A 26,074-nucleotide genomic window follows, 5' to 3' on the forward strand; every position below is an offset into this window, starting at 1 on the left:
CGTACGCCAATCGGGCAGCCGCGGCGGCTGCGCGTTCGCCTGTTTTCGCCTTTCAGAACGAAGTGAGTTTTGGGCAGGGCCCGCGCCGCGGCGGCGCGGGCGGGAAGATGCAGAGGGGTGCGGCGGCGCAAGCGGCCGTAACGCGTAATGGACCGGTTTCTGTCAAGCGCGGTGAACAGGATCGATGCGAAGGGGCGGGTGTCCGTTCCGGCGCATTTCCGTGCGGTTGTGCAGAAACGCGGCTATTCGGAACTCTATGCGCTGCGCTGCCTGGACCGTCCGGCGATGGATGTCGGCGGGCTCGACCTGCTCGACCGCTACGAGCAGCGCATCGCGCAGGAAGATCCTTTCCTGCAGGCGGCGGACGACATGTCGTTCTTCTGCCATGGCGATGGAACCTTTCTCAAGCTCGATCAGGACGGCCGCATCTCGATGACCGATTTCATCCGCGAGCACACCGGCATTTCCGCGGAAGCAGCGTTTGTCGGCCGCGGCAATTTCTTTCAGATCTGGGAACCTGGACGGCTCGCCGCCTATGGGGCGCAAGCACGCGCCCGGCTTTTGCAGCTTCGGCAGGGGACGAAGCCTGGGGAGCGGCCGGAATGATGGCGGGCTACGGCGATGACCCTCACGCCGCTGGCGGACCGGCCCGTCACATTCCGGTCCTCCTTGCCGAAGTGCTGGAGGCGCTTTCGCCTAAAGCGGGCGAGGTGATCGTCGACGGCACCTTCGGCGCCGGCGGCTACACCAAAGCCATCCTGGCATGCGGCGCCTCGGTCGTCGCCATCGACCGCGATCCGGATGCGATTGCTACCGGTCGTGCCCTCGAACAACAATCGGGCGGCAGGCTCCGGCTTGTTCAGGCGTCATTCTCGACGTTGGACGAGCATGTCGAAAGCGCCGAGGGTGTCGTGCTCGACATCGGCATCTCATCCATGCAGATCGACCAGGCGGAGCGCGGTTTTTCGTTCCGGGCCGACGGACCGCTCGATATGCGCATGGCCCAGGCTGGTCTCAGCGCCGCCGATGTCGTCAACAGCTTCAAAGTGGGCGACCTTGCCCGCATCTTCGGGTTCCTTGGCGAAGAGCGCCATGCCGGCCGCATCGCCCGCATGATCGAAAGCCGTCGCGAAAAACATGCGTTCGAGCGCACGCTCGACCTTGCCGATGCCATCGAGACGCATGTCGGCCGCGCGCCGAAGGACAAGATCCATCCGGCGACCCGCGTCTTCCAGGCGCTGCGCATTTTCGTCAACGACGAACTCGGCGAACTGGCCAAAGCGCTGTTTGCGGCTGAACGCGTGCTGAAACCGGGCGGGCGGCTGGCCGTCGTGACGTTCCACTCCCTGGAAGACCGTATCGTCAAACGCTTCATCGCTGATCGCGCCGATGCGGCATCCGGATCGCGGCACCTGCCCGAGGCGCAGGCGCGCAGCGCCACCTTCAAAAAGGTGGGCAGCGGCGTGACGCCTGATGAAGCCGAGATATCAGCCAATCCGCGGGCGCGCTCGGCAAGGCTGCGCGCTGCGATCCGCACCGACGCACCGCCGCGCACCGGCGACTTTTCGATTTTCGGGCTTCCTAAGCTTCCTGAGCCAAAACTTCCCGGCGTCAATCGGCCGGGAGAGAGGTGAGCACGTGTTTCGTACCAGCGACATAGTCCTGATCGCCGTCATGGTTTCGGCTGCGGCCTTGACCTACAAGACCAAGCGCGAGGCCGAAGAACAATTGGCGGCGGTGCACAAGATCCAGGCGCAGATCCGCTACGAGGAGGATACGATCGATCTCCTGAAGGCGGACTGGAGCCTGCTGACGCAGCCGTCGCGCCTGCAAAAGCTGGCCGAGATCTATAGATCGCAACTCGAGCTCGAGCCGGTCAGCGCCCGCCAGATCATCGGGCTGGACGATCTGCCGGCAAAACCCCTCACCATCGAGGACCTTTCGTCCGAGCGACTGGGTGGCATGGCCGACAATTCTGGCAAAGGACCCTTGGGTGGCAAGGACCCTGTGGTCACCGGAGGCATCGTCCAATGATTCCCAGACTTCCATTGATCGCCAGACTGCTGAAGCGCCCCGCCAAGTCGGAAGACGGATCGATTGTGGTCGAAGGCGCCCGCAAAGCGACCGGCGGCAAGGGCAGGACCCGCATCGTGATGACGATGGCGGTATTCTTCGGCATCTATTCGATCATCACCGGGCGGCTGGTCTATCTGGGTTTCCAGAACCCCGACCTGTCCGGCGGCCCGCAGAGCCGGGTGACGGCGTCTCGGCCCGATATCGTCGACCGCAACGGCGAAGTTCTGGCGACGGACATCAAGACGGCGTCGCTGTTTGCCGAACCGCGCCGCATTGTCGACGCCGACGAGGCGATCGAAAAGCTGGCGACGGTGCTTCCCGAAATCGACTACGAACAGACCTACCATAAGCTGAAGAGCGGCGCCGGCTTCGTCTGGCTGCAGCGGCAACTGACGCCCAAGCAGCAATCGGATATCATGCAGCTCGGCATTCCCGGCTTCGGCTTCCGCACCGAAAAGCGCCGCTTCTATCCGGCCGGCGAAACCTCGTCCTACATCGTCGGGCTCACCAACATCGACAATCAGGGCATCTCCGGCATGGAGAAATACATCGACGAACAGGGGCTGAGCGACCTTCAGGCGTCGGGACTTGCGGTGGCCAAGGACCTGAAGCCGGTGCAGCTCTCGATCGACCTGCGCGTCCAGCATATCGTGCGCGACGAGGTCGCCGCCGGCATGGAGAAATACCGCGCAATCGCAGCGGGCGCCGTCGTTCTCAACATCAAGACCGGCGAAGTGATGGCGATGGCCTCGGTTCCGGATTTCGATCCAAACAACCCGTACAATGCGCAGGACAAGGACCGCTTGAACCGCATGTCGGCCGGCCTTTACGAAATGGGTTCGACCTTGAAGAGCTTTACCACCGCCATGGCGCTCGATTCCGGCAAAGTGACGCTGGAAAGCCGTTTCGACGCTTCGCGCCCGATCAGGATCGGCCGCCAGACCATCCATGATTTTCATGGCAAGGCCCGGGTGCTGTCGGTGCCCGAAGTGTTCATCTATTCGTCCAATATCGGTTCGGCCAAGGAAGCCGAAGCGGTCGGCATCGAGGGGCACCGCGAATTCCTGCATCGCCTGGGCATCCTCGAGAAGATGCAGACGGAACTGCCTGAAGTCGCCCGCCCGACCGAGCCCAAAGTCTGGAAACAGGTCCATTCGATCACCATCGCATTCGGTCACGGCGTGTCGACGACGCCGCTGCAGACGGCGGTCGGCTGTGCCGCGCTGGTGAACGGCGGCTATCTGATCCAGCCGACATTCCTGAGGCGCGCGCAGGTACAGGCGATGTCGGTGGCCAAGAAAGTTGTCAGCGACAAGACCTCCGAGAGCATGCGCTATCTCTACGCGCTGAACGCCGAGAAAGGCTCAGGCAGGAACGCCAGGGTTCCTGGTTATCGCGTCGGCGGCAAGACCGGAACGGCAGAGAAGGTTGTCAACGGCCGCTACTCAAAGGACAAGAATTTCAACGCCTTCGTCGCGGCTTTCCCGATGGACGATCCGCAATATATCGTGCTTACGATCGCCGACGAACCGCAGCCGGAGAAACCCGGCATGGGTGCAACGGCCGCCTCGAATGCTGGTGTCATGGCTGCAAACATTATCCGACGTTCGGCTTCCATGCTTGGCGTGAAGCCAGATTTCAGCCATGAAAATGGCGCAACGCTGGTTTCCTATCAGTGATTCTTGGGGCGCGCCGGCAACTGCGCGCTATTTTGTTGCTATGAACGGGGTTCGATGAAGCTGAAAGATCTAGCCGGTATCCTGTCTGTCGAGGGGACAGCTTCCTTCGATACGGAGGTTACCGGGATTTCGTCGGATTCCCGCCAGGTAGCACCAGGCGTGGTCTTCTTCGCGCTCACTGGCACCAAGGCCGATGGCACGGCCTATGCCGCCGATGCCGCCAGTCGTGGCGCAGTGGCAATCGTGGCCGGCAAGGGCAGCGCCGTCGCCGGACTGCCGGTGCCGGTTCTCGCCGTCGACGATCCGCGCCTTGCGCTGGCGCTGAGTGCCGCCCGCTACTTCGGCAGGCAGCCGCAAACCATGGTCGCGGTGACCGGTACCAGCGGCAAGACATCGGTTGCGGCCTTCACAAGGCAGATATGGGAGCAGTCAGGGTTTGCCGCTGCTTCGATAGGCACGACCGGCGTGGTGGCGCCGGGCCGCAACGAATATGGCTCGCTGACCACCCCCGACCCGGTAGATCTGCACAGGCTGCTGAGGGAACTGGCGGATGCCGGCGTCACCCACGCATCGATGGAGGCCTCCAGCCACGGCCTCGACCAGCGCCGGCTCGACGGCGTGAAGCTCGCAGCCGGCGGGTTCACCAATCTCGGCCGGGACCACATGGACTATCATCCGACAGTCGAGGACTATCATCGCGCCAAGCTGCGCCTGTTCGACGCGCTGCTGCCGAAGGGCGCGCCGGCCGTCATTTTTGCCGACGATCCGTGGTCGGAGCCGACGATCCGGGCGGCGAGGGCGGCAGGACTGGACGTGCTGACGGTCGGCCGCCACGGCGAGTTCCTGAGACTGAAGCGGGTCGAGCACGAGCGCCACCGCCAGCGCGCCGAAGTGGAAGTCGATCGCGTTCTCCACGAGGTCGACCTGCCGCTGGCCGGGGATTTCCAGATCGCCAATGCCCTGGTTTCGGCTGGCCTCGCCATTTCTACTGGAACGCCAGCCGCCAAAGCCCTGATGGCGTTGGAGAAATTGAAGGGCGCGCCGGGTCGGCTCGACCTTGTTGGGACAACATCCCATGGTGCGCCGGTCTATGTCGATTATGCGCACAAGCCGGACGCGCTGGAAAACGTGCTGGCGTCGGTGCGGCCGTTCACCACCGGCCGAGTCATCGTCGTGTTCGGCTGTGGCGGCGACCGCGACCGGGGCAAGCGTCCGATCATGGGTGAAATCGCTACGCGGCTCGCCGATGTCGTTATCGTCACCGACGACAATCCGCGTTCGGAAGTGCCTGAAACGATCCGTGCCGCGATCCTTGCCGCTGCACCCGGCGCTATCGAGATCGGCGATCGGCGCAAGGCGATCCACGAGGCAGTCGCCATGCTCCATGCCGGCGACACGCTGATCGTGGCCGGCAAGGGCCATGAGGAAGGCCAGACCATCGGCGCCGAGACGCTGCATTTTTCCGACCATGAGGAAGTCCGCGCCGCGCTTCAGGAGCGCGCCGCATGAGCTTTCTGTGGACCTCCGAGGATCTCGTCGCCGGTATGGGCGGACGACCCCTTGGCCCGATGCCGGAGGGTATCAGCGGCATCTCGATCGACAGCCGCAGCCTTGAGCCGGGCGATGCTTTCTTCGCCATCAAAGGCGAGGCGATGGACGGCCATGATTTCGCGACCGCCGCCATCAAGGCCGGCGCCGGCGTGCTGGTCGTCGCCGAGGGCAAGCTGCCGTCGCTCGGGCGGCTGACCGCGCCGATGATCGTCGTGCAGGACGTGCTGGCCGCGCTGGAAAAGCTCGGGCTGGCCGCCCGCGCGCGCTCGAACGCCAAGATCATCGCGGTGACCGGTTCGGCGGGCAAGACCACCACCAAGGAAGCGCTGCGCCATGTGCTGTCCGCGGTCGGCAAGGTGCACGCATCGGCCCAGTCTTTCAACAACCACTGGGGCGTCCCGCTGACGCTGGCGCGGATGCCGGTGGATTGCGACTATGCCGTGTTCGAGATCGGCATGAATCATCCCGACGAGATCCGGCCGCTGGCCAAGATGGTCCGGCCGCATGTCGCCATCGTCACGCTGATCGCCGCGGCACATCTCGGCTTCTTCCGCAATCTGGACGAGATCGCCAGGGCCAAGGCCGAGATTTTCGAGGGGTTGGAACCGGATGGTGCTGTCCTTCTCAACCGCGACGACCCGCGCTGGAAGCTTCTGGACAAGATGGCAAGAGCCGCCGGTGTCGAGCACATTTACGGCTTTGGCGAGAATGCCCGGGCGACATTCAAACTGCTCGAATGCGCGCTGCATGCCGATCATTCTATCATCACCGCCAAGATTGGCGGTCAGGAAATCACCACCAGGGTTGGCGCGCCGGGCCGACATATGGTGCAGAACGTGCTGGCCGTGCTGGGCGCCGCGCATCTGGTCGGCGCCGACATCGCCAGGGTGGCGACGGCGCTGGCCGATCTTTCGGCCGAACGCGGACGCGGCAAGCGCCACGTGCTGCGTCACCCGAAAGGTCCGATCACGCTGATCGACGAGAGCTACAACGCCAATCCGGCGTCGATGAGCGCTGCAATGGCGCTGCTCAATGCGACGCCGGTGTCGGGCGAAGGGAGGCGCATCGCGGTGCTCGGCGACATGCTCGAACTCGGAGACCATTCCGCGAAGCTGCACGCAGCCCTTGCCGATCTCATCGCCGGCACCGAAACGCGCACGGTCTTTCTCGCCGGCCCGGAAATGCGGGCGCTGGCCGACACCCTTCCTGATGAGATCGAGACGGAGTATCGCGCCGGCGCAGAGGATCTGAAACTGGTGCTTCTGTCGGCGCTGAAGCCTGGCGACGTGGTGATGATCAAATCGTCGAAAGGCATCGGGTTCTCCAAATTGGTCGACGCATTGCTCAGCAAATTTCCGGCGGTAGCCACAACCGCCAAACAGGCCTAGAGCCAGGTCCGGGGACCGAATCGCATGTTCACACTGCTCGTCGAATTCGCGGACAAGATCTCGGTCTTCAACGTCTTTCGCTACATAACCTTCCGTACCGGCGGCGCGCTGATCACCGCGGCGCTGATCGTCTTCATCTTCGGGCCGGCTATCATCAATTCGCTGAGGCTGCGGCAGGGCAAGGGCCAGCCGATCCGCGCCGATGGGCCGCAGACGCATTTCAAGAAGGCCGGCACTCCGACCATGGGCGGGCTGATGATCCTGTGCGGCATCATCGGCTCGTCGCTTTTGTGGGCGAACCTGTCCAGCATCTATGTCTGGGTGGTGCTGCTGGTGACCCTGGGTTTCGGCTCGATCGGGTTCTACGACGATTATCTCAAGGTGACGAAGCAATCGCATCTTGGGTTTTCCGGCAAGGCGCGGCTGGGGCTTGAATTCGCCATCGCCGGCATCGCCGCCTGGGTGATCATGCACAATGGCCAGGCGCCGTTCTCGTCGTCGCTGACTTTCCCCTTCGCCAAGGAATTTCTCATCAATCTCGGCTGGTTCTTCATCCCGTTCTCGTGCTTCGTCATCGTCGGCGCCGGCAATGCGGTGAACCTGACCGATGGCCTCGACGGGCTGGCGATCGTGCCGATCATGATCGCAGCGGCGTCCTTCGGCGTCATCGCCTATCTCTCCGGCAATGCGGTGTTCGCCGAATATCTGCAGATCCATTTCGTTCCTGGTACCGGTGAATTGGCGGTGGTCCTCGGCGCAGTGATCGGCGCCGGCCTCGGCTTCCTGTGGTTCAACGCACCGCCGGCGGCGATCTTCATGGGCGATACCGGCTCGCTGGCCCTGGGCGGCCTGATCGGCACGGTCGCAGTTGCCACCAAGCACGAGATCGTGCTGGTCATCGTTGGCGGCCTGTTCGTCGTCGAGATCCTGTCGGTCATCATCCAGGTCGGCTACTTCAAGATGACCGGCAAGCGGGTGTTCCTGATGGCGCCGATCCACCATCATTTCGAAAAGCTCGGCTGGACCGAAAGTCAGGTGGTGATCCGCTTCTGGATCATCGCCGTCATCCTGGCGCTGGTCGGCCTGTCGACCCTGAAGCTCCGGTAGGAGGCCGCTTGATCCCCGCCACATCCTTCGCAGGTAAGCGCGTTTCGCTCTTCGGGCTCGGCGGCTCGGGGATCGCCACGGCGCGCGCGCTGATCGAGGGCGGGGCGGACGTGCTCGCCTGGGACGACAATCCCGGCAGTGTCGCCAATGCCGCGGCCGTCGGGATCGCGACCGGCGATATGCGCGCCGCCGACTGGGCGAAGTTCTCGGCCTTCGTGCTGTCGCCCGGCGTGCCGCTGACGCATCCGAAGCCGCACTGGACAGTGGAACTGGCGCGCGCTTCAGGCGTCGAGATCATTGGCGACATCGAGCTCTTCTGCCGGCAGCGGACGTTGCTGGCGCCGGCAGCGCCCTTCATCGCTATTACCGGCACCAACGGCAAATCGACGACGACGGCGCTGACAGCGCATATCCTGAAATCGGCCGGACGCGACACGCAGATGGGCGGCAATATCGGCCGCGCGGTGATGACGCTCGATCCACCGGAGCCTGGGCGGCATTATGTCGTGGAATGCTCCTCCTACCAGATTGACCTGGCGCCCTCGATCGATCCGACCGCCGGCGTCCTGCTCAATCTGACGCCGGATCATCTCGACCGTCATGGCACGATGCAGCACTACGCCGCGATCAAGGAACGGCTGGCGGCCGGCAGCGAAACGGCAATCGTCGGTATCGACGATTCCTGGTGCGCCCAGCTCGCCGACCGGCTGGAGCGGGCAGGCCGGCACGTCATCCGTATTTCCAAGCGCCTGCCACTGACCGACGGCTATTTCGCCGACGGCACCGATCTGATGGAGGCGGTGCATGGCCGTTACAGCCGCGTTGCCTTTCTCGAAGGCATCGGCTCGCTGCGCGGCCAGCACAATGCGCAGAATGCATTGGCCGCTATCGCCGCCTGCCTCAAGGTCGGGCTCGAGCTGGGCGAGATCCAGTCGGGACTGGAGAGCTTTCCCGGGCTGGCGCACCGTATGGAGCAGGTCGGCCGCAAGGGCCATGTGCTGTTCATCAACGATTCCAAGGCGACCAATGCCGATGCGGCAGCGCCCGCATTGTCCAGCTTTCCGCGCATCTACTGGATTGCCGGCGGGTTGCCGAAAGAGGGTGGCATCGAGCCGTTGCGCGGCCTCTTTCCGCGCGTCGCCAAGGCCTATCTGATCGGTGAGGCCGCACCAGCCTTCTCGGCGACGCTCGGCGAGGCGGTGCCTTACGAGATCTCCGGCACGCTGGCCGCAGCAGTCGAGCATGCCGCAAGCGACGCGGCCAAGGATGATGACAACGGCGAGGTGGTGGTGCTGCTTTCGCCGGCCTGCGCCAGTTTCGACCAGTTCAAGAATTTCGAAGTGCGCGGCGAAGCCTTCAGGCAAGCTGCGAGCACTATTGATGGCGTGAAGCTCATCGGAGGGGCACGATAATGCAAAGCCGTCTCGACAAAAGCCCGGTCGCCACCTGGTGGTGGACGGTCGATCGCTGGTTCCTGGCTGCGTTCCTGTCGCTGATGGGACTCGGCATCGTACTGTCTTTCGCGGCAAGCCCGGCGGTGGCCCAGCGCATCGGTCTGGACAGTTTCCACTTCGCCACACGGCAGATCATCTTCACCATTCCCGCACTTGGCGTGATGCTGGCCGTCTCCTTCCTGGAATCGCGGCAGATCAGACGCATGGCCCTGGCGATGCTGTGCGTCATGCTGGTGCTGATGGTGGCGGTACTCTACATCGGCGTCGAGGTGAAGGGCGCGCGGCGCTGGGTGTCGCTCGCCGGCGTGTCGATCCAGCCGTCGGAATTCCTGAAGCCGGCGTTCGTCGTCATCTGCGCCTGGCTGTTTGCCGAACACAAGCGCCAGCCCGACATTCCAGGCAATCTGTTCGCCATGCTGCTGCTGGCCCTCGTCATTTCGCTGCTGGTGGCGCAGCCTGATTTCGGCCAGACAATGCTGGTGCTCGGCACCTGGGGGGTGATGTTCTTCATGGCCGGACTGCCATGGCTGTGGATCATCGCGCTGGGCGCTGCCGGCATCGGCGGCGTGTTTGCCGCCTATACGGTGTTCCCGCATGTCGCCGGCCGCATCGATCGCTTCATGACCGGCGAGGGCGATACGTTCCAGGTCGACATGGGCCGCGATGCGCTGATCAATGGCGGCTGGTTCGGCGTCGGGCCGGGCGAGGGCACCGTCAAGCGGGTCATACCCGACAGCCATGCCGATTTCGTCTTCTCGGTGGCCGGCGAGGAGTTCGGACTGATCATGTGCTTCTTCATCATGACCATCTTCGCCTTCATCGTGCTGCGCGGCCTCAGCACCGCGCTCAAGGAACAGGACGATTTCACCCGCTATGCGGTTGGCGGCCTGGTCACCGTTTTCGGTCTGCAGTCTGTCATCAACATGGCCGTCAATCTGCAGCTGATGCCTGCCAAGGGCATGACCTTGCCGTTCATCTCCTATGGTGGCTCCTCGCAGATCGCCATCGCAATCTCGATGGGCATGGTGCTGGCGCTGACCCGCAAGCGGCCGGAAAAGCGCAAGCAGTTGGGCTTCGTACCGTCGCAGCGCGCCATGCCGGCGGAGTGAAATGTCGAAGGGCTCGATCCTTCTGGCCGCCGGCGGCACGGGCGGGCATCTCTTCCCGGCCGAGGCGCTGGCGCATGAGCTGATCAGGCGCGGCTGGACGGTGCATCTCGCCACCGATGCTCGTGCCGAGCGTTTTGCCGGTCAGTTTCCGGCCGCAGGCATCCATCCGATCCAGTCGGCGACGATGAGTTCGAAAAATCCTTTTGCCTTGCTTGCCGCCTTCTGGAAAATCTGGGGTGGCGTGCGGCAGGCATCCGCCGTGATCGGCCGGATCAAGCCAGCCGTCGTGGTCGGTTTCGGCGGCTATCCGACGCTGCCGCCGCTCTATGCGGCGACGCGGCGCAAAGTGCCGACGATGATCCACGAGCAGAACGCGGTGATGGGGCGTGCCAACCGGGCGCTCTCCGGCCGCGTTGATGCCATCGCTGGCGGGTTCTTGCCGGAAGATTCGAGCGCTGCAGGCGCCAAGACAGTGACGACAGGTAACCCGGTCAGGCCGCAAGTGCTTGAGGCGGCAAAGATGCCCTATGCGGCGTCGACCGGGAAGCAGCCGTTCCGCTTCCTGGTGTTTGGCGGCAGCCAGGGCGCACAGTTCTTTTCCGACGCAATGCCGGCTGCGATTGGAAAGCTTTCCGACGCGCAACGCAAGCGGCTGGTGATCACCCAGCAGGCGCGTGCCGACGATGTCGAGCGGGTGAAGGCGGCCTATGCCGCCCTTGGCGTCGAGGCTGAGGTATCGCCCTTCTTCACCGACATGGCGGCGCGCATGGCTGCAGCGCATCTTGTGATGTCGCGGTCCGGCGCATCGACCGTATCGGAAATCGCGGTGATTGGCCGGCCAGCGCTGCTGGTGCCCTATCCGCACGCGCTCGACCACGACCAGGCAGCCAATGCTGCGGCATTAGCAGCGGCAGATGGCGCCGAAGTGCATCCGCAATCCTCGCTCTCGCCCGAGCGCATCGCTGCGCTCGTCGGCGCGTTGATGGACGATACGGAGCGGCTGACCACAATGGCAGCGGCGGCGAAATCGGCCGGAAAACCGGACGCGGCACGGTTGCTCGCCGATCTGACAGAGGCTATTGCGTCGAAGAAAAGCGTATCGGCATTCAGGAAGGAGACGCACGCATGAAGATGCCGCAGACGATAGGCCTCGTGCATTTCATCGGCATCGGCGGTATCGGCATGAGCGGCATCGCCGAGGTGCTGCACAATCTCGGCTATAAGGTGCAAGGATCCGACCAGGCCGACAGCGCCAATGTGCAGCGGCTGCGCGACAAGGGCATCGAGTGCTTTGTCGGTCATCACGCCGATAATGTCGGCGAAGCCGAAGTGGTTGTCGTCTCGACGGCGATCAAGAAATCCAATCCGGAGCTGAAGGCGGCGCGCGAGAAACTGCTTCCCGTTGTCCGCCGTGCCGAGATGCTGGCCGAACTGATGCGCTTCCGGCAGGCGGTGGCCATCGGCGGCACGCATGGCAAGACGACGACGACCTCGATGGTGGCGACGCTGCTCGAAGCCGGCGGGCTCGATCCGACCGTGATCAATGGCGGCATCATCAATGCCTACGGCACCAACGCCCGGATGGGCGACGGCGAATGGATGGTGGTCGAAGCCGATGAGAGCGACGGCACCTTCCTGAAGCTGCCGGCCGAGATTGCCGTCGTCACCAACATCGATCCCGAGCATCTCGATCATTACGGCTCCTTCGACAAGGTGCGCGAGGCCTTTCGCCAGTTCGTCGAGAACGTGCCGTTCTACGGCTTCGGCGTCATGTGCACCGACCATCCGGAAGTGCAGGCACTGGTCAGCCGCATCGAGGACCGTCGCGTCATCACCTATGGCGAGAACGCGCAGGCCGATGTGCGTTTCACCAATCACCGCATGGACGGCCCGACCTCGGAATTCGACGTGGTGATCCGCGACCGCAAGACCCGCGGCCAGTCGACGATATCAGGCCTGCGCCTGCCGATGCCCGGCCGTCACAATGTCGCCAATGCGACGGCGGCGATCGCCGTCGCGCATGAGCTCGGCCTTTCGGCCGAGGCGATCAGGAAGGGCCTGTCGTCCTTCGCCGGCGTCAAGCGGCGCTTTACCCGTACCGGTTCGTGGAACGGCGTCGATGTGTTCGACGATTACGGCCACCATCCGGTCGAGATCGCGGCGGTGCTGAGGGCGGCGCGCGACGCCACCAAGGGCCGCGTAATCGCCATTGCCCAGCCGCACCGCTTCACCCGGCTGCATGATCTGTTCGGCGAGTTTTCCGTCTGCTTCAACGACGCCGACACGGTGATGGTGGCGCCGATCTATGCGGCAGGCGAAGAGCCGATCGACGGGGTGACGTCCGAGGCATTGGTGTCGCGCATCCGCTCCGGCGGCCATCGCGACGCGCGCTACATCGAAGGCCCCGCGGCGATTGCGCCGGTTATCCGCGACCTGGCGAAACCAGGCGATTTCATCGTCTTCCTCGGCGCCGGCAACATCACGCAATGGGCTTACGCGCTGCCCAGGGAACTCGGCGGTACCGCCTCATGATGCGTGGCCAGGCATTGATCGACAAGCTCGGCGGCCGGCTTGACGGCCTGCGCGGCCGCATTACGCCCAATGCCGAGATGGACAAGATCACCTGGTTCCGCGCCGGCGGGCTGGCCGACGCACTGTTCCAGCCGGCCGACGAGGACGACCTCGCCGCGTTCCTGAGGGCGGTACCCGAGGAGATACCGCTGAGCATCGTCGGCATCGGCTCGAATTTGCTTGTCCGCGACGGTGGCATTACTGGCTTCGTCATCCGGCTTTCGGCCAAGGGCTTTGGCGAAACCGAAGTGATTGCGCCGACCACGATCAAGGCGGGCGCCGCCACGCCCGACAAGCGCCTTGCCGCTGTCGCCTATCAGGCTGGTATAGGCGGCTTTGAATTTTACCACGGCATTCCGGGTGCCGTCGGCGGTGCGCTGAGGATGAACGCCGGCGCCAATGGCGTCGAGACGCGCGAGCGCGTCGTCGAGGTGCGGGCGCTCGATCGCAAGGGCGACCTGCATATGCTGAGCAACGCCGATATGGGCTACGCCTATCGCCATTCGGCAGCCCCTGCCGGGCTGATCTTCACATCAGCTGTGTTTGAAGGGGTCTTGGCAGACAAGGCCGCTATCAAGGCGGCAATGGACGCCGTCCAGCACCATCGCGAGACCGTGCAGCCGATCCGCGAAAAGACCGGCGGCTCGACCTTCAAGAATCCGGAGGGCACCTCGGCCTGGAAGGAGATCGACAGGGCGGGCTGTCGGGGGCTGATGATCGGCGGCGCGCAGATGTCGCCGATGCATTGCAACTTCATGATCAACACGGGAACCGCGACCGGCTACGATCTCGAATATCTCGGAGAGACCGTGCGCACGCGCGTGCTCGAACGGTCGGGCATCCGGCTGCATTGGGAAATCAAGCGCATCGGTAATTTTCGGCCGGGGCATGAGGTCCAGGAATTCCTCGGACAGTTGCTCTAAGGACTCACAACACAGTTTTCGCTGCCCTTTTTGCGGAAAGTGAATCTCTCGGAATCGTAAGGACTTGCCAGCGATTCAACTCTCTGATTCTCTGCCCTGAAGCGTTTCCTGATTTGAGTCGTTTCGACGCGTCACCAGCGTTTTTTTCGTCAGGGCAACCTGCCGGGAGGCTCGGGGACTCGATGTTGCGGAAATCATGGGGGCAGGGACTGCTCCGAGCGTTTGAGTGTGTGGCCCTTTTGGGGGGGGGCATGTGAGATGCAGACCACCGTAAGAGGGCCCGCCGTGACAGGGAATGACGGGAAATGAAAAGCAAGCACGTGGCCGTCCTTCTGGGTGGATTCTCGTCCGAGCGGCCCGTGTCTTTGTCTTCGGGGAAAGCCTGTGCTGACGCGCTCGAGAGGGAAGGCTACCAGGTCACTCGCGTCGACGTCTCTCGCGATGTCGGATCGGTGCTGGCTGAGCTCAAGCCTGATGTTGCCTTCAATGCGCTGCATGGCCCTTTCGGCGAGGACGGCACCATCCAGGGCATCCTGGAATATCTTGCCATCCCCTACACACATTCCGGCGTGCTCGGCTCGGCGCTTGCCATGAACAAGGAACAAGCCAAGAAGATCGCCAAGTCCGTCGGCATCCCGGTTGCCGAATCGAAGGTGGTTAATCGCTTCGCCATCCAGAACAAGCACCCGATGAAGCCGCCCTATGTCGTCAAACCGGTCAATGAGGGATCGAGCTTCGGCGTCGTCATCGTGCACGAAGGTCAGTCGCATCCGCCGCAGGTCATCGGTTCGTCCGACTGGAAGTATGGCGATACCGTCATGGTGGAGCGCTATGTGCACGGGCGGGAATTGACCTGCGCGGTAATGGGCGACGTGGCTCTCGGGGTTTGCGAGATCATACCGACCGGCCATTCCTTCTACGACTATGATTCAAAATACGTCGCGGGCGGATCAAAACACGAATGCCCTGCAAAAATTTCACCGAATATTTACCAAAAAATACAGACACTGACGCTCAAGGCTCACCAAGCTATCGGCTGCCGGGGCGTTTCCCGGTCGGACTTCCGTTATGATGATCGACACTCCGAGAACGGTGAAATTGTCTGGCTCGAGATCAACACTCAGCCGGGCATGACGCCGACATCCTTGGTGCCTGAAATCGCCGCGCAGGCGGGACACTCGTTCGGCGATTTGTTGAGTTGGATGGTGGAGGACGCTTCGTGTCTGCGTTGAAGTGGGGACAGGGCAAGGGGAAGGGCGCGGCCGGGCCGACGCTGTTCGGTGTGCCGTTGTCGTTCGACCATTTTGTGCTGCCGCGTCTGCTTCGCCGGCCGGCGCGCGTGCTGGCGCGCCTGGGCGAGGGCGACTTCGAGGTGCCGCCGTTTTCCGCAGCCGTGCTGTCGGCGGCGCTGATCGTATCGGGCAGTGCCTATGGCGCCTATCTCGGCGGACATGTCGACGGTGTCGTCCAGGGCATCACTGCCCGCACCGGCTTTGCCGTCGACCAGATCAAGGTCGTCGGCAACCGCGCAACCTCCGAGATCGACATTCTCGACAGGATGCAGCTCGATGGCTGGACGTCGCTGATCGGCTTCGATGCCGAAGCCGCGCGGGGCCGCATAGCCACGCTGCCCTGGGTCGAGGTTGCGGCGGTGCGCAAGGTCTATCCGCACACGCTGGAGGTGCGCATCGAGGAGCGTGAGCCTTTTGCGCTCTGGCAGCAGGGCAACGAGCTTTCCGTCATCGAGCGGTCCGGCGCCGTGATCGCGCCATTCTCCGGCGGCAAGCAGTCGCTGCTGCCGCTGATTGTGGGCACCGGCGCGCCGGCCAAGGCGCCGGATTTCCTGGCCAGGATCAAGAAATATCCAGAGCTTGCCGCACGGATCAAGGGCTATATCCGCATCGGCGAACGGCGTTGGGACCTGAAGCTGGAAAACGGCATCACGGTCAAGCTTCCCCAGGATGGCGAGGACCAGGCGATCGCCGATCTGGTCAGGATGGACCGAGAGAACGGGCTGCTGACGCGCGATATCGCCGCCGTCGACATGCGCCTTTCCGATCGCCTCGTCGTCCAGTTGACGCCCGAGGCGGCAACGCAGCGTCAGGCCGCACTTAATGAAAAGCCGAAAATGCCGAAGCGCAAGGCGGAGACGAAGATATGAGCTGGCTTGGCGGCAACAGCGATGCCTCGTCGCGCCGGTCCGGCATCATGACGGTGCTGGATGTCGGCTCGAGCAAGGTCTGCTGCGTGGTGGCCAAGCTCAAGCCGCGCGAGGACGGCATGCTGCTGCGCGGGCGCTCGCATCGCATCCAGGTGATCGGCATCGGCCACCAGAAATCGCAAGGCGTGAAATCGGGTGTCGTCATCGATCTCGACAGGGCCGAGCACGCCATCCGTCTTGCCGTCGATGCCGCCGAGCGCATGGCCGGGCTGACCGTCGATTCACTGATCGTGAACATGACGGCGGGCCGGCTGAAGAGCGAAAGCTTCTCGGCAACCATCAACCTCGGCGGCCATGAGGCCGACGAGGCCGACATCAAGCGTGTGCTTGCCGCCGGCGCCAAGCAGGCGCTGCGGGCCGAGCGCGAGGTGATCCATTCGCTTCCCGTCGGCTTTTCGCTGGACGCCGAGCGCGGCGTGCGTGATCCGCGCGGCATGGTCGGCGACCAGCTCGGCGTCGACATGCATGTGCTGACGGGCGATGCGGCACCCTTGCGCAATCTGGAGCTTTGCATCAACCGTTCGCACCTCTCGGTCGAGCGCATGGTGGCGACCCCCTATGCCAGCGGGCTTGCAGCACTGGTCGACGACGAACTCGAAATGGGCGCGGCCTGCATCGACATGGGCGGCGGCACCACAACGATCTCGGTGTTTTCGGAAGGCAAGTTCGTTCATGGCGACGCTATCGCCATTGGCGGCAACCACGTCACACTGGACATGGCCAAGGGCCTGTCGACCTCGCTCGACGCCGCCGAGAGGCTGAAAGTGATGCATGGATCGGCGCTGCCCGGCAGTGCCGACGACCGCGACCTGGTCTCGATACAGCCGATCGGCGAGGATGGCGAGGTGCCCCTGCAGATACCGCGTTCGGTGATGACGCGCATCATCCGGGCGCGCATCGACGAGACGCTCGAACTGTTGCGCGACCGGCTGAACAGGTCCGGCTACGGCAACGCCGTCGGCAAGCGCGTCGTGCTGACCGGCGGCGCCAGCCAGCTTTCCGGCCTGCCCGAGGCAGCGCGCCGCATTCTCGGACGCAATGTGCGCATCGGCCGTCCGCTCGGTGTGGCGGGCCTGCCGGAGGCGGCCAAGGGGCCGGCTTTCTCGACGCCGGTCGGGCTTCTGATCTACCCGCAGATGGCGAATTTCGAGAGCCATCCGGCGAAGGGAATTTCTGGTCTCAGGATGACCGGAACGGGCGGAAAACTGCATCGAATGAGTCAGTGGTTGAGAGACAGTTTTTAAATTGACGGGGACAGCCCCATAGGCGGCCGCAGCGGCGAAGCGGCGGGAAAGGCAAAGGACGGAGACAATGACCATCAATCTGCAGAAGCCGGATATCACCGAGCTCAAGCCGCGTATCACCGTGTTCGGTGTCGGCGGCGGCGGCGGCAATGCCGTCAACAACATGATCACTGCTGGCTTGCGCGGCGTCGAGTTCGTGGTCGCCAATACCGACGCGCAGGCGCTGACCATGTCCAAGTCGGACCGCCTGATCCAACTCGGCGCGCATGTCACCGAGGGCCTGGGTGCGGGATCGCAACCGGAAGTCGGGCGCGCGGCGGCGGAGGAATGCATCGACGAGATCGTCGACCACCTCTCCAACACCCATATGTGCTTCGTCACTGCCGGCATGGGCGGCGGCACCGGCACGGGGGCCGCGCCGGTCGTTGCACGTGCTGCGCGTGAGAAGGGGATTCTCACCGTCGGCGTCGTCACCAAGCCATTCCATTTCGAAGGCCAGCGCCGCATGAAGACGGCGGATCTGGGCATCGAGGAATTGCAGAAATGCGTCGATACCCTCATCGTCATCCCCAACCAGAACCTGTTCCGGCTGGCCAATGACAAGACGACCTTCGCCGACGCTTTCGCCATGGCCGACCAGGTGCTCTATTCCGGCGTCGCCTGCATCACCGACCTGATGGTCAAGGAAGGGCTGATCAACCTCGACTTCGCCGACGTCCGCTCGGTCATGCGCGAGATGGGCAAGGCGATGATGGGGACGGGCGAAGCTTCCGGCGAGGGCCGCGCCATGGCCGCCGCCGAAGCCGCGATCGCCAACCCGCTGCTCGACGAGACCTCGATGAAGGGCGCCAAGGGCCTGTTGATCTCGATCACCGGCGGCCGCGACCTGACCCTGTTCGAAGTCGACGAAGCGGCGACCCGCATTCGCGAGGAGGTCGACCAGGAGGCCAACATTATTCTGGGTGCGACGTTCGACGAGGACCTCGAAGGCGTCATTCGCGTCTCGGTGGTCGCGACCGGCATCGACAAATCGGCGGCCGAAATCGCCGCCGCGCCGATCGCCATCCGCACGGCTCCGCCAAAGCCGGTCAGTCGCCCGGCCGCTCCGGTCACGGAAAACCGACCGGCGCCTGTCCAGCAGGCGGGCTACGAGCCACGCGCCGTCGATCCTGTAGCAGAGGCAATCCAGCTCGCCGAGGCGAATGCCGCGGCGATGGCGCGTCCCGCGCCAGCTGCCCAGGCGGAAGATTTTCGTCCGCAGAGCAAGATCTTCCAGGCTCCGCCGGCCCAGCCGCAGCCGATGGTGCAGCCAATGGTTCAACAGGCGATGCAGCCTGCCCCGCAGCGTGAAGTGCTTCAGCCGGCAGCCGCAGCGCCCCAGCGCATGCCGCGCGTCGAGGACTTTCCGCCGGTGGTCAAAGCCGAGGTGGAAGCCAAAAGCCGTCCGGCCGACCACGAGAACAGCGGACCGATGGGACTGCTCAAGCGCCTGACGAACGGCCTTACCCGCCGCGAAGAAGAGCCCGCACGACTGCAGCCGGCGCAGCCGCGCGAGCCGAAACTGCGCCAGGCGGCACCCGAAGTGCGCCGCCTTGCCAGCCAGGATCCGCAGCTTTACGCGCCACGCCGCGGCCAGTTGGACGACCAGGGCCGGCTGACGCCGCAGAGCAGGGCTGTCCAGGAAGACGACCAGCTGGAGATTCCGGCGTTCCTGCGCCGCCAGGCGAATTGATCTGATAACGGTCCGTAACAGTTATTAACAGGCAGACAAAAAGTTGTTTGCCTGTTAATCTTAAAAGCGATTGCAAAACAGGGTGTTACGAGACTATACCCGCTCCGGATCGCGGTTACACAAAGTAAGAAACCGTGATTTGGAGACTTCCTGCCGGGCAACTATCTTCGCCCGAGCAATGTCGGTTTGCTGGGATTCGGGGAAGTGGCCCTGCCTGCCGATCAAAGAGCCGCGCCCTCGGGCTGATGAAGCGGACGAAGGCAGCATGGGCTATGGGGTTTGTTTTGCACGACTATCAGACGACACTTAAATCGCGTGCGACGCTGACCGGCACCGGCGTTCACAGCGGCAATTCCGTTACCGTTCATTTTCTGCCGGCAGACGCTGATACAGGTGTCGTGTTCCAGCTTTCGAATGGAAGCGAAGACCGGGAGTTCCGTGCGCTCGTTTCCGAGGTCGGCGCTACCGATCTGTGCACCATGCTCGGCGATCCGGCAGGCGAGCACATCGCCACCGTCGAACATCTGATGGCCACGCTTTTCGGGCTCGGCATCGACAATGTCGTCATCGAGATCGACGGCCATGAGGTTCCGATCCTTGACGGCAGCGCCATGGCGTTCGTAGAGGCTATCGACCAGGCGGGCATCGATTCGCTGCCGGTCAAGCGCCGCTATATCAGGTTGGTCAAGCCGGTTCGCATCGAGAACGGTGCCTCCTGGGCGGAGTTCAGGCCCTATGACGGCACGCGCTTCGAAATCGAGATCGATTTCGAAAGCCCTGCGATCGGCCGTCAGCTCTTCGCATCCGACATGAATGCCGATATTTTCCGCCGCGATATCGCGCGGGCCCGCACCTTTGGTTTCATGAAGGACGTCGAGCGGCTGTGGGCAGCCGGCTATGCGCTCGGCTCCTCGCTGGAAAACTCCCTGGTGATCGGCGACGACAACCGCGTGATCAACATGGGAGGCCTGCGCTATCCCAACGAGTTCGTGCGCCACAAGACGATGGACGCCATGGGCGATCTGGCGCTGGCCGGCGCCCGGTTCATTGGCTGCTTCCGCTCCTATCGCGGCGGCCACAGGCTGAATGCGGCAGCGCTGCGCCGCCTTTTGTCGGACCGTTCGGCGTTCGAGATCGTCGAGACGACACGCCGCGAGCGCGGTCGTACCGCCGAGATGAGCGCCGTCTATGCACCTGTCTACGCACCCTGGATGATCTGATTCTTAACGTTTTTCGGGTTTTATGGCCGCCGGCCTGTGTTGCATGAATGCACCATTGGCCGGCGAAATCACGCAAGTGTGCGGGCTGCGCCAGGCTGCCACAAAAATGTGCGATTGGCCGGAGATAGCGTTGCCGGGCACGGCGATTGTGGTTATGCCTGCTGCCGACGACTGAAATGACGCCGAAAGGGCGGAATCCAATCATGTTCTTCAAGCGAATTGGTCAATCGAAAGCGCCGCATCGGGCTGTTTTCCTGGCGCTTTCGGTGGTTGTTCCATCGCTCTTCCTGTCGGCCTGCATGTCGTCCGAGAAGGATGTCGACCTGTCGACCTATGTCGAGCAGACCGAGCCGGCCGACGTTCTCTACAATCAGGGCCTCGCCAATCTGAATGCCGGGCGCCTGCAGGAGGCGAGCCGCAAATTCAGTGCGGTCGACCGCCAGCATCCCTATTCCGAATACGCCCGCAAATCGATGGTGATGGGCGCCTTTGCCGACTATCGCCAGGGCAACTATACCGAGGCGATCGGTTCGGCCAAGCGCTATCTCACGCTCTATCCGTCGACCGACGACGCGGCCTATGCCCAGTACATCATCGGGCTCAGCTACTACCGGCAAATCAGGGATGTCACCCAGGACCAGAAGGAAGCGCGTCAGACCGTGCAGACGATGCAGGATCTGGTGACGCGCTGGCCCGATTCCGAATATGTCGACGACGCCAAGGAAAAGATCCGCTTCGCCAACGACCAGCTCGCCGGCAAGGAGATGCAGATCGGCCGCTACTATCTCGAGCGCCGTGAATACATCGCCGCCGTCAAGCGGTTCCGGGTCGTGGTGGAGACCTATTCCAACACGCGCCATGTCGAGGAAGCGCTCGCGCGCCTTACCGAAACCTATTATGCGATGGGGCTGACATCGGAAGCGCAGACTGCCGCGGCTGTGCTCGGCACCAACTATCCCGACAGCGTGTGGTACAAGGATTCCTACAAGCTCCTGCAGACTGGTGGGCTCGAGCCGCGCGAGAATGCGGGTTCGTGGATCGCCAAAGCCGGGAAGCTGATCACCGGCGCCTGAGCGGCGCGTCACCATGCTTTCCAGACTGTCGATCCGCGATATCGTTCTGATCGAGAAGCTGGACATCGACTTCTCGTCCGGTCTTTCGGTGCTGACCGGCGAAACCGGCGCCGGAAAATCCATCCTGCTCGACGCGCTGTCGCTGGCGCTTGGCGCCCGCGGTGACGCCTCGCTGGTGCGGCATGGCGCGGCACAGGGCCAGGTCATCGCCGTGTTCGACGTGCCGCGCAACCATCCTGCCCGCATGCTGCTTGCCGATAACGCTATCGAGGACGATGGCGACATCATTCTGCGCCGCGTGCAGACGGCGGATGGCCGTACTCGCGTCTTCGTCAACGACCAGCCTTCCAGCGTGACACTGATGCGTGACGTCGGTCACGCGCTGGTTGAGATCCACGGCCAGCATGACGAGCGTGCCCTGGTCGATCCCGGCGCCCATCGCGAATTGCTGGACAGCTTCGGCGGTCATCTCGGCGCTGTGCGGGCGACCGGCGAGGCATGGCGGCACTGGCGGGCGTGCGAGCAGGAATTTTCGCGACATCGCGCCAAGGTGGAAGCGGCCGCCCGCGAGGCCGACTATCTGCGCGCCGCGGTCGCCGAATTGACGAAGCTCGACCCCCAGCCCGGCGAGGAAGCCGACCTTGCCGAACTGCGTGCCTCGATGATGCGAGCGGAAAAGATCGCCTCGGAAATCCATGACGCGCAAGATGTGCTCTCGGGCCCGTCCTCGCCCTTGCCGCAACTCGCCAGCCTGTTGCGGCGACTGCAGCGCAAGGTGACCGAGGCACCCGGCCTGCTCGAAGACGTGGTCAAATCGCTTGATGAGGCGATGCTGTCGCTCGACGCGGCACAGTCGGGGGTGGAAGCGGCACTTCGCGCCACCGAATACGATCCGCGGCGGCTGGAACAGGCCGAGGAGCGGCTGTTTTCGCTGCGCGCCGCCTCACGCAAGCACAGCGTGGCGGTGGACGATCTGGCGCAATTGCGAGACACGATGGCCGCCGATCTCGCCGATCTCGACGCCGGCGAGGAGCGCCTGCACGGGCTGGAGAAGCAAGCTGCCGCCGCGCGCGAGACCTACGACATTTCGGCGGCACAGCTTTCGTCGCTTCGCCATGCGGCGGCGATCGGCTTGACCAAGGCGGTGATGGCCGAACTGCCGGCACTGAAGCTCGAACGGGCAGCCTTCATCGTCGAGATGGCAAGTGAGGCCGAGAGCCGCATGGAAGACGGCATCGATCAGGTAGAATTCTGGGTGCGCACCAATCCCGGCACAAGACCGGGCCCGATGATGAAGGTCGCCTCCGGTGGCGAACTTTCTCGGTTCCTGCTGGCGCTGAAGGTGGCGCTGGCCGACCGCGGCTCGGCGCCGACCTTGGTCTTCGATGAAATCGACACCGGCGTTGGCGGCGCGGTGGCGGACGCCATCGGCCAAAGGCTGGCGCGGCTGTCGAAGCGCGTGCAGGTGCTTTCGGTTACGCACGCGCCGCAAGTGGCGGCACGCGCGGCGACGCATTTCCTGATCTCCAAATCCGGCGGGGCCGATCGTGTCGCCACCGGCATTGCCGAGATGGACCGGGCGGCGCGCCAGGAAGAGATCGCGCGGATGCTTGCCGGGGCGACCATCACCGACGAGGCGCGTGCGGCTGCCGAGCGTCTGCTGCGGGAGAACACCGCAGCATAGCAAGCTCATGCTCGGCGTTGTGGATCGAGTCAGGATGTGGCTCCATCCCGCTGTTCAGGAATGATTTTCTCGTCCCGGTCTCTCCCTCATGGGAGAATCCTGTTCTATTGTGTCGCGCCACCGGGAAGGGAGCAATGCATGGCCGAAAAACCAGTTGATTCGCTCAGCGAAAGCGAGGCCGCAAGCGAGCTAAAGCGGCTGGCGGCGGAGATCGCCGAGCACGACCGGCGCTACCACACCGAGGACGCACCTGTTATAACGGACGCGGAGTATGACGCGCTAACGCAGCGCAACCTCGCCATCGAACAGCGCTTCCCCGCTTTGGTGCTAGAGGATTCGCCATCGCGCCGAGTGGGCGCGCCACCGGCGGAAGGCTTTGCCAAGGTGCGCCATGCGGTGCCGATGCTCAGTCTTGCCAAGGCCTATACCGACCAGGATGTCGCCGACTTCATCGAACGCGGCCGGCGTTTCTTTAACCGCGACAAGGATCTGGACATTGCGTTCACGGCTGAGCCGAAGATCGACGGGCTATCGGCTTCGCTGCGTTATGAAGGCGGTGTGTTCGTGCAGGGAGCAACGCGCGGTGACGGCGCCGTCGGGGAGGACATCACCGCCAATCTCAGGACAATCGCCGACATCCCCAAGCACCTTAAAGGCTCGGGCTGGCCTGATGTGATCGAGATACGGGGTGAGGTCTATATGACCTATGCGGAGTTCGAGGCTTTGAAGGAACGGTCGGCGGCGGTTGGCGGCCAGGACTATGTCAATCCGCGCAATACGGCGGCCGGATCCCTGCGTCAGAAGGATCCGTCCGTTACCGCCAGCCGCAACCTCAAGTTCTTAGCCTACGCCTGGGGCTACACGTCAGAGGATCCCGCTCCGACGCTATACGATTCAGTGCAAAAATTCGCTGAGTGGGGGTTCAAGATCAGTCCGCTGATGGTGCGGGCGAAGTCGGTCGACGATCTGGTCGCGCACTATCACCTGATCGAGGCCCAGCGCTCGTCGCTCGGCTACGACATCGACGGCGTCGTCTACAAGGTCGACCAGTTGGAATTGCAGCGCAGATGGGGTTTCGCCACTGGCGAACCACGCTGGGCCATCGCTCATAAATTTCCTGCCGAACAGGCAATGACGACCGTGCTCAGGATCGACATTCAGGTCGGCCGCACCGGCACCCTGGCGCCCGTTGCACGGCTTGCGCCCGTCACGGTTGGCGGCGTGGTGGTCGAAAATGTCACGCTTCACAATGAAGACTACATCAAGGGTCTCGACAGCAACGGCCAGCCAATCCGCGACGGCTGTGACGTGCGTATTGGCGACTCAGTCGTCATCCAGCGGGCGGGCGACGTCATTCCGCAGATCGTCAGCGTCGTTATCGACAAGCGCCCCGCTGACGCCGTGCCCTACGAATTCCCGCACACCTGTCCAATCTGTGGCTCACCCGCAACGCGCGAGATCAACGAAAAGACCGGCAAGGAAGATTCCCGCCGACGCTGCACCGGCGAACTGATCTGTCCCGCGCAGGCCGTGGAAGGATTGCGCCACTTCGTGTCACGTGGCGCCATGGATATCGAAGGCCTGGGCGCCGAAAACATAGACCTGTTCTTCAATGCGGGATTGATCAAAACAGCCGCCGATATCTTTACTCTTAGGGATCGCCGTCCCGCCGTGACCAAGGCGCTGGCTGAGCGGCGCGAGGAGCAGGCCAGGCAGCGCGAGGCCGCATCGGGCAAGACGCGCAAGAATGTGCGCGGTGTGGAGGAACGCAACTTCGAAGGTCTCGACAAGCTGTTCGCCGCCATCGACGCTCGCCGCGAACCGGAACTCGATCGCTTTATTTTCGCACTGGGTATCCGCCATATCGGCGAGACCACGGCCGCTGTACTTGCCCGAACCTTCTCAACCATTGAGGAGTTGATCCGCATCGGCAAGGAGACTGCGGCGGCGGCCGATCCACACACCGTTTTCCCATCGATCAATGGCATCGGCGACACGGTGATAGGCGCGCTTCGCGATTTCTTCGGCAATGAACGCAACGACGACGTGCTTGAAGCCTTGCTCGCGCAGGTCCACCCGAAGCCGTACATTGTGAACGTCTCAGCCGGCAGTGCGGTCGCCGGCAAGACGATCGTGTTTACAGGCACGCTGGAAAAGATGACACGCCCCGAGGCCAAGGCGATGGCTGAACGTCTCGGCGCGAAGGTCGCCGGCTCAGTTTCTGCGAAGACCGATCTCGTGGTGGCAGGCCCAGGGGCCGGTTCCAAGCTGAAGGACGCGACCAAATTCGGCATCGAGGTGATCGATGAGGACGCTTGGTTGCAGCGGATCGGTAAAGGAGCATGATGGCCGCTGCATTTAGCGGTTTCGGACAAAAGGCCATTCCCTTTCTCAAGGCGCTCGATTTTCATCAGAGCCGGGAGTGGTTTCTGGAAAACCGCGACCTCTTCGAACGCGAGCTGCGCGACCCTTTCGGCGATCTGGTCGAAACTCTCTCCGAGCGCTTCACGGCGGCGGGGCTGGGTTTGCGCGGCGATCGCAAGAAGTCGCTGTTCCGCATCAACCGCGACGTGCGCTTTTCCAAGGACAAACGGCCCTACAACAGCCATCTGTCGGCCATCCTGTCGCCGGACGGCACCAAGATGGAGCAGGGCGTGTTGTTCGTTTACATTGGGCTCGACCGTTGCTTTGCCGGCGTTGCCTGGTGGCAGCCTGGCCCGGAGCTGCTTCAGGCCATGCGAAAGGCGATCGCTACGAAACCGGCGGAATTCCGCAGCCTGGTTGGGACACTGAAGAAAGCCGGCCTCGAACTCGACACGGAAGGATGCATGAAGCGCGCGCCACGCGGCTTCGAGCATGTCACGGAAGCCGATCTCGCCCAAGCTATCCGCAACCGGCATTTCGCCGTCCGGCACGAAATCGACCCTGCGGGAATCTATGGGCCGGCATTGGTCGACGAGCTTGTCGATTTCGCCTTGCGGGCCAAGCCGCTGCTCGACTGGGGTAGGGCGATCGAAGCCAGGGTCCCGGTGGATTAATCTC

At 63.5% G+C, this 26,074-nt stretch carries 21 protein-coding genes; all 21 read left to right on the plus strand.

Going from position 1 to position 26,074, the window contains the following annotated elements; all coding sequences use genetic code 11:
• The first annotated feature begins 147 nt into the window (after positions 1–147).
• The 21 genes from mraZ (at position 148) to A9K68_RS14840 (ending at position 26,070) form a co-directional block, all read left to right on the plus strand.
• Entirely contained in the window at positions 148–606 is a 459-nt protein-coding gene (mraZ, locus tag A9K68_RS14740; protein WP_065010319.1) for a division/cell wall cluster transcriptional repressor MraZ, read from the plus strand.
• Positions 603–1,634: a 16S rRNA (cytosine(1402)-N(4))-methyltransferase RsmH gene (gene rsmH / locus A9K68_RS14745; RefSeq protein ID WP_065010318.1), complete on the plus strand. Its 1,032-nt coding sequence runs from the start codon at positions 603–605 to the stop codon at positions 1,632–1,634. Before mraZ ends, rsmH begins: the two co-directional genes overlap by 4 nt.
• A 4-nt stretch (positions 1,635–1,638) precedes the next feature.
• On the plus strand, positions 1,639–2,034 hold the full coding sequence (locus A9K68_RS14750) for a hypothetical protein (protein WP_065010317.1): 396 nt from the start codon (positions 1,639–1,641) through the stop codon (positions 2,032–2,034).
• Positions 2,031–3,755 carry a penicillin-binding protein 2 gene (locus tag A9K68_RS14755; RefSeq protein WP_203546908.1) on the plus strand — a complete coding sequence of 575 codons (1,725 nt, stop codon included), beginning with the start codon at positions 2,031–2,033 and terminating at the stop codon, positions 3,753–3,755. The genes A9K68_RS14750 and A9K68_RS14755 overlap by 4 nt, the downstream gene beginning before the upstream one ends.
• A gap of 54 nt (positions 3,756–3,809) precedes the next feature.
• Positions 3,810–5,264: a UDP-N-acetylmuramoyl-L-alanyl-D-glutamate--2,6-diaminopimelate ligase gene (locus A9K68_RS14760; protein WP_065010316.1), complete on the plus strand. Its 1,455-nt coding sequence runs from the start codon at positions 3,810–3,812 to the stop codon at positions 5,262–5,264.
• Complete coding sequence (locus A9K68_RS14765; protein ID WP_065010315.1) at positions 5,261–6,694, plus strand: UDP-N-acetylmuramoylalanyl-D-glutamyl-2,6-diaminopimelate--D-alanyl-D-alanine ligase; 1,434 nt, start codon at positions 5,261–5,263, stop codon at positions 6,692–6,694. Before A9K68_RS14760 ends, A9K68_RS14765 begins: the two co-directional genes overlap by 4 nt.
• 24 nt (positions 6,695–6,718) lie before the next feature.
• A complete protein-coding gene (mraY, locus tag A9K68_RS14770) occupies positions 6,719–7,801 on the plus strand; it encodes a phospho-N-acetylmuramoyl-pentapeptide-transferase (protein WP_065010314.1) in 1,083 nt (360 codons plus the stop codon).
• Positions 7,802–7,809: 8 nt separating this feature from the next.
• Positions 7,810–9,213: a UDP-N-acetylmuramoyl-L-alanine--D-glutamate ligase gene (gene murD / locus A9K68_RS14775; protein ID WP_065010313.1), complete on the plus strand. Its 1,404-nt coding sequence runs from the start codon at positions 7,810–7,812 to the stop codon at positions 9,211–9,213.
• Positions 9,213–10,364 carry a putative lipid II flippase FtsW gene (gene ftsW / locus A9K68_RS14780; RefSeq protein ID WP_065010312.1) on the plus strand — a complete coding sequence of 384 codons (1,152 nt, stop codon included), beginning with the start codon at positions 9,213–9,215 and terminating at the stop codon, positions 10,362–10,364. The genes murD and ftsW overlap by 1 nt, the downstream gene beginning before the upstream one ends.
• A gap of 1 nt (position 10,365) precedes the next feature.
• The gene (gene murG, locus A9K68_RS14785; RefSeq protein ID WP_065010311.1) at positions 10,366–11,493 is read left to right on the plus strand and encodes an undecaprenyldiphospho-muramoylpentapeptide beta-N-acetylglucosaminyltransferase; all 1,128 of its coding nucleotides are present in this window, start codon (positions 10,366–10,368) and stop codon (positions 11,491–11,493) included.
• Positions 11,490–12,896: a UDP-N-acetylmuramate--L-alanine ligase gene (murC, locus tag A9K68_RS14790; RefSeq protein WP_065010310.1), complete on the plus strand. Its 1,407-nt coding sequence runs from the start codon at positions 11,490–11,492 to the stop codon at positions 12,894–12,896. Before murG ends, murC begins: the two co-directional genes overlap by 4 nt.
• On the plus strand, positions 12,893–13,858 hold the full coding sequence (gene murB, locus A9K68_RS14795; protein ID WP_065010309.1) for a UDP-N-acetylmuramate dehydrogenase: 966 nt from the start codon (positions 12,893–12,895) through the stop codon (positions 13,856–13,858). Before murC ends, murB begins: the two co-directional genes overlap by 4 nt.
• Positions 13,859–14,163: 305 nt before the next feature.
• On the plus strand, positions 14,164–15,090 hold the full coding sequence (locus A9K68_RS14800; RefSeq protein WP_065010308.1) for a D-alanine--D-alanine ligase: 927 nt from the start codon (positions 14,164–14,166) through the stop codon (positions 15,088–15,090).
• The gene (locus A9K68_RS14805) at positions 15,078–16,019 is read left to right on the plus strand and encodes a cell division protein FtsQ/DivIB (protein ID WP_065010307.1); all 942 of its coding nucleotides are present in this window, start codon (positions 15,078–15,080) and stop codon (positions 16,017–16,019) included. The genes A9K68_RS14800 and A9K68_RS14805 overlap by 13 nt, the downstream gene beginning before the upstream one ends.
• Complete coding sequence (ftsA, locus tag A9K68_RS14810) at positions 16,016–17,323, plus strand: cell division protein FtsA (protein ID WP_065010306.1); 1,308 nt, start codon at positions 16,016–16,018, stop codon at positions 17,321–17,323. The genes A9K68_RS14805 and ftsA overlap by 4 nt, the downstream gene beginning before the upstream one ends.
• 67 nt (positions 17,324–17,390) lie before the next feature.
• Complete coding sequence (gene ftsZ / locus A9K68_RS14815; protein WP_065010305.1) at positions 17,391–19,055, plus strand: cell division protein FtsZ; 1,665 nt, start codon at positions 17,391–17,393, stop codon at positions 19,053–19,055.
• Positions 19,056–19,327: 272 nt separating this feature from the next.
• Entirely contained in the window at positions 19,328–20,275 is a 948-nt protein-coding gene (gene lpxC / locus A9K68_RS14820) for a UDP-3-O-acyl-N-acetylglucosamine deacetylase (RefSeq protein WP_029351446.1), read from the plus strand.
• A 203-nt stretch (positions 20,276–20,478) separates the two neighbouring features.
• Entirely contained in the window at positions 20,479–21,348 is an 870-nt protein-coding gene (locus tag A9K68_RS14825) for an outer membrane protein assembly factor BamD (RefSeq protein ID WP_023798747.1), read from the plus strand.
• A 13-nt stretch (positions 21,349–21,361) separates the two neighbouring features.
• Positions 21,362–23,032 (plus strand): DNA repair protein RecN, encoded by a 1,671-nt coding sequence (gene recN / locus A9K68_RS14830; RefSeq protein ID WP_065010304.1) that lies wholly within the window; start codon positions 21,362–21,364, stop codon positions 23,030–23,032.
• A gap of 138 nt (positions 23,033–23,170) precedes the next feature.
• Positions 23,171–25,378, plus strand: a complete 2,208-nt coding sequence (gene ligA, locus A9K68_RS14835; protein ID WP_065010303.1) for an NAD-dependent DNA ligase LigA — start codon at positions 23,171–23,173, stop codon at positions 25,376–25,378.
• The gene (locus tag A9K68_RS14840; RefSeq protein WP_065010462.1) at positions 25,378–26,070 is read left to right on the plus strand and encodes a TIGR02453 family protein; all 693 of its coding nucleotides are present in this window, start codon (positions 25,378–25,380) and stop codon (positions 26,068–26,070) included. The genes ligA and A9K68_RS14840 overlap by 1 nt, the downstream gene beginning before the upstream one ends.
• The last annotated feature ends 4 nt before the right edge of the window (positions 26,071–26,074 follow it).

Origin of the sequence: Mesorhizobium sp. AA22 (assembly GCF_001672375.2) — a bacterium.
GTDB lineage: Bacteria > Pseudomonadota > Alphaproteobacteria > Rhizobiales > Rhizobiaceae > Mesorhizobium > Mesorhizobium wenxiniae.

Coding starts and splice junctions, on each gene's coding strand:
- ftsA (WP_065010306.1), top strand. CDS start 16,016: ATGAGCTGGCTTGGCGGCAACAGCGATGCCTCGTCGCGCCGGTCCGGC.
- lpxC (WP_029351446.1), top strand. CDS start 19,328: ATGGGGTTTGTTTTGCACGACTATCAGACGACACTTAAATCGCGTGCG.
- murG (WP_065010311.1), top strand. CDS start 10,366: ATGTCGAAGGGCTCGATCCTTCTGGCCGCCGGCGGCACGGGCGGGCAT.
- ftsZ (WP_065010305.1), top strand. CDS start 17,391: ATGACCATCAATCTGCAGAAGCCGGATATCACCGAGCTCAAGCCGCGT.
- ligA (WP_065010303.1), top strand. CDS start 23,171: ATGGCCGAAAAACCAGTTGATTCGCTCAGCGAAAGCGAGGCCGCAAGC.
- rsmH (WP_065010318.1), top strand. CDS start 603: ATGATGGCGGGCTACGGCGATGACCCTCACGCCGCTGGCGGACCGGCC.
- mraY (WP_065010314.1), top strand. CDS start 6,719: ATGTTCACACTGCTCGTCGAATTCGCGGACAAGATCTCGGTCTTCAAC.
- mraZ (WP_065010319.1), top strand. CDS start 148: ATGGACCGGTTTCTGTCAAGCGCGGTGAACAGGATCGATGCGAAGGGG.
- A9K68_RS14765 (WP_065010315.1), top strand. CDS start 5,261: ATGAGCTTTCTGTGGACCTCCGAGGATCTCGTCGCCGGTATGGGCGGA.
- A9K68_RS14840 (WP_065010462.1), top strand. CDS start 25,378: ATGGCCGCTGCATTTAGCGGTTTCGGACAAAAGGCCATTCCCTTTCTC.
- A9K68_RS14755 (WP_203546908.1), top strand. CDS start 2,031: ATGATTCCCAGACTTCCATTGATCGCCAGACTGCTGAAGCGCCCCGCC.
- murB (WP_065010309.1), top strand. CDS start 12,893: ATGATGCGTGGCCAGGCATTGATCGACAAGCTCGGCGGCCGGCTTGAC.
- ftsW (WP_065010312.1), top strand. CDS start 9,213: ATGCAAAGCCGTCTCGACAAAAGCCCGGTCGCCACCTGGTGGTGGACG.
- A9K68_RS14800 (WP_065010308.1), top strand. CDS start 14,164: ATGAAAAGCAAGCACGTGGCCGTCCTTCTGGGTGGATTCTCGTCCGAG.
- A9K68_RS14760 (WP_065010316.1), top strand. CDS start 3,810: ATGAAGCTGAAAGATCTAGCCGGTATCCTGTCTGTCGAGGGGACAGCT.
- recN (WP_065010304.1), top strand. CDS start 21,362: ATGCTTTCCAGACTGTCGATCCGCGATATCGTTCTGATCGAGAAGCTG.
- A9K68_RS14825 (WP_023798747.1), top strand. CDS start 20,479: ATGTTCTTCAAGCGAATTGGTCAATCGAAAGCGCCGCATCGGGCTGTT.
- murC (WP_065010310.1), top strand. CDS start 11,490: ATGAAGATGCCGCAGACGATAGGCCTCGTGCATTTCATCGGCATCGGC.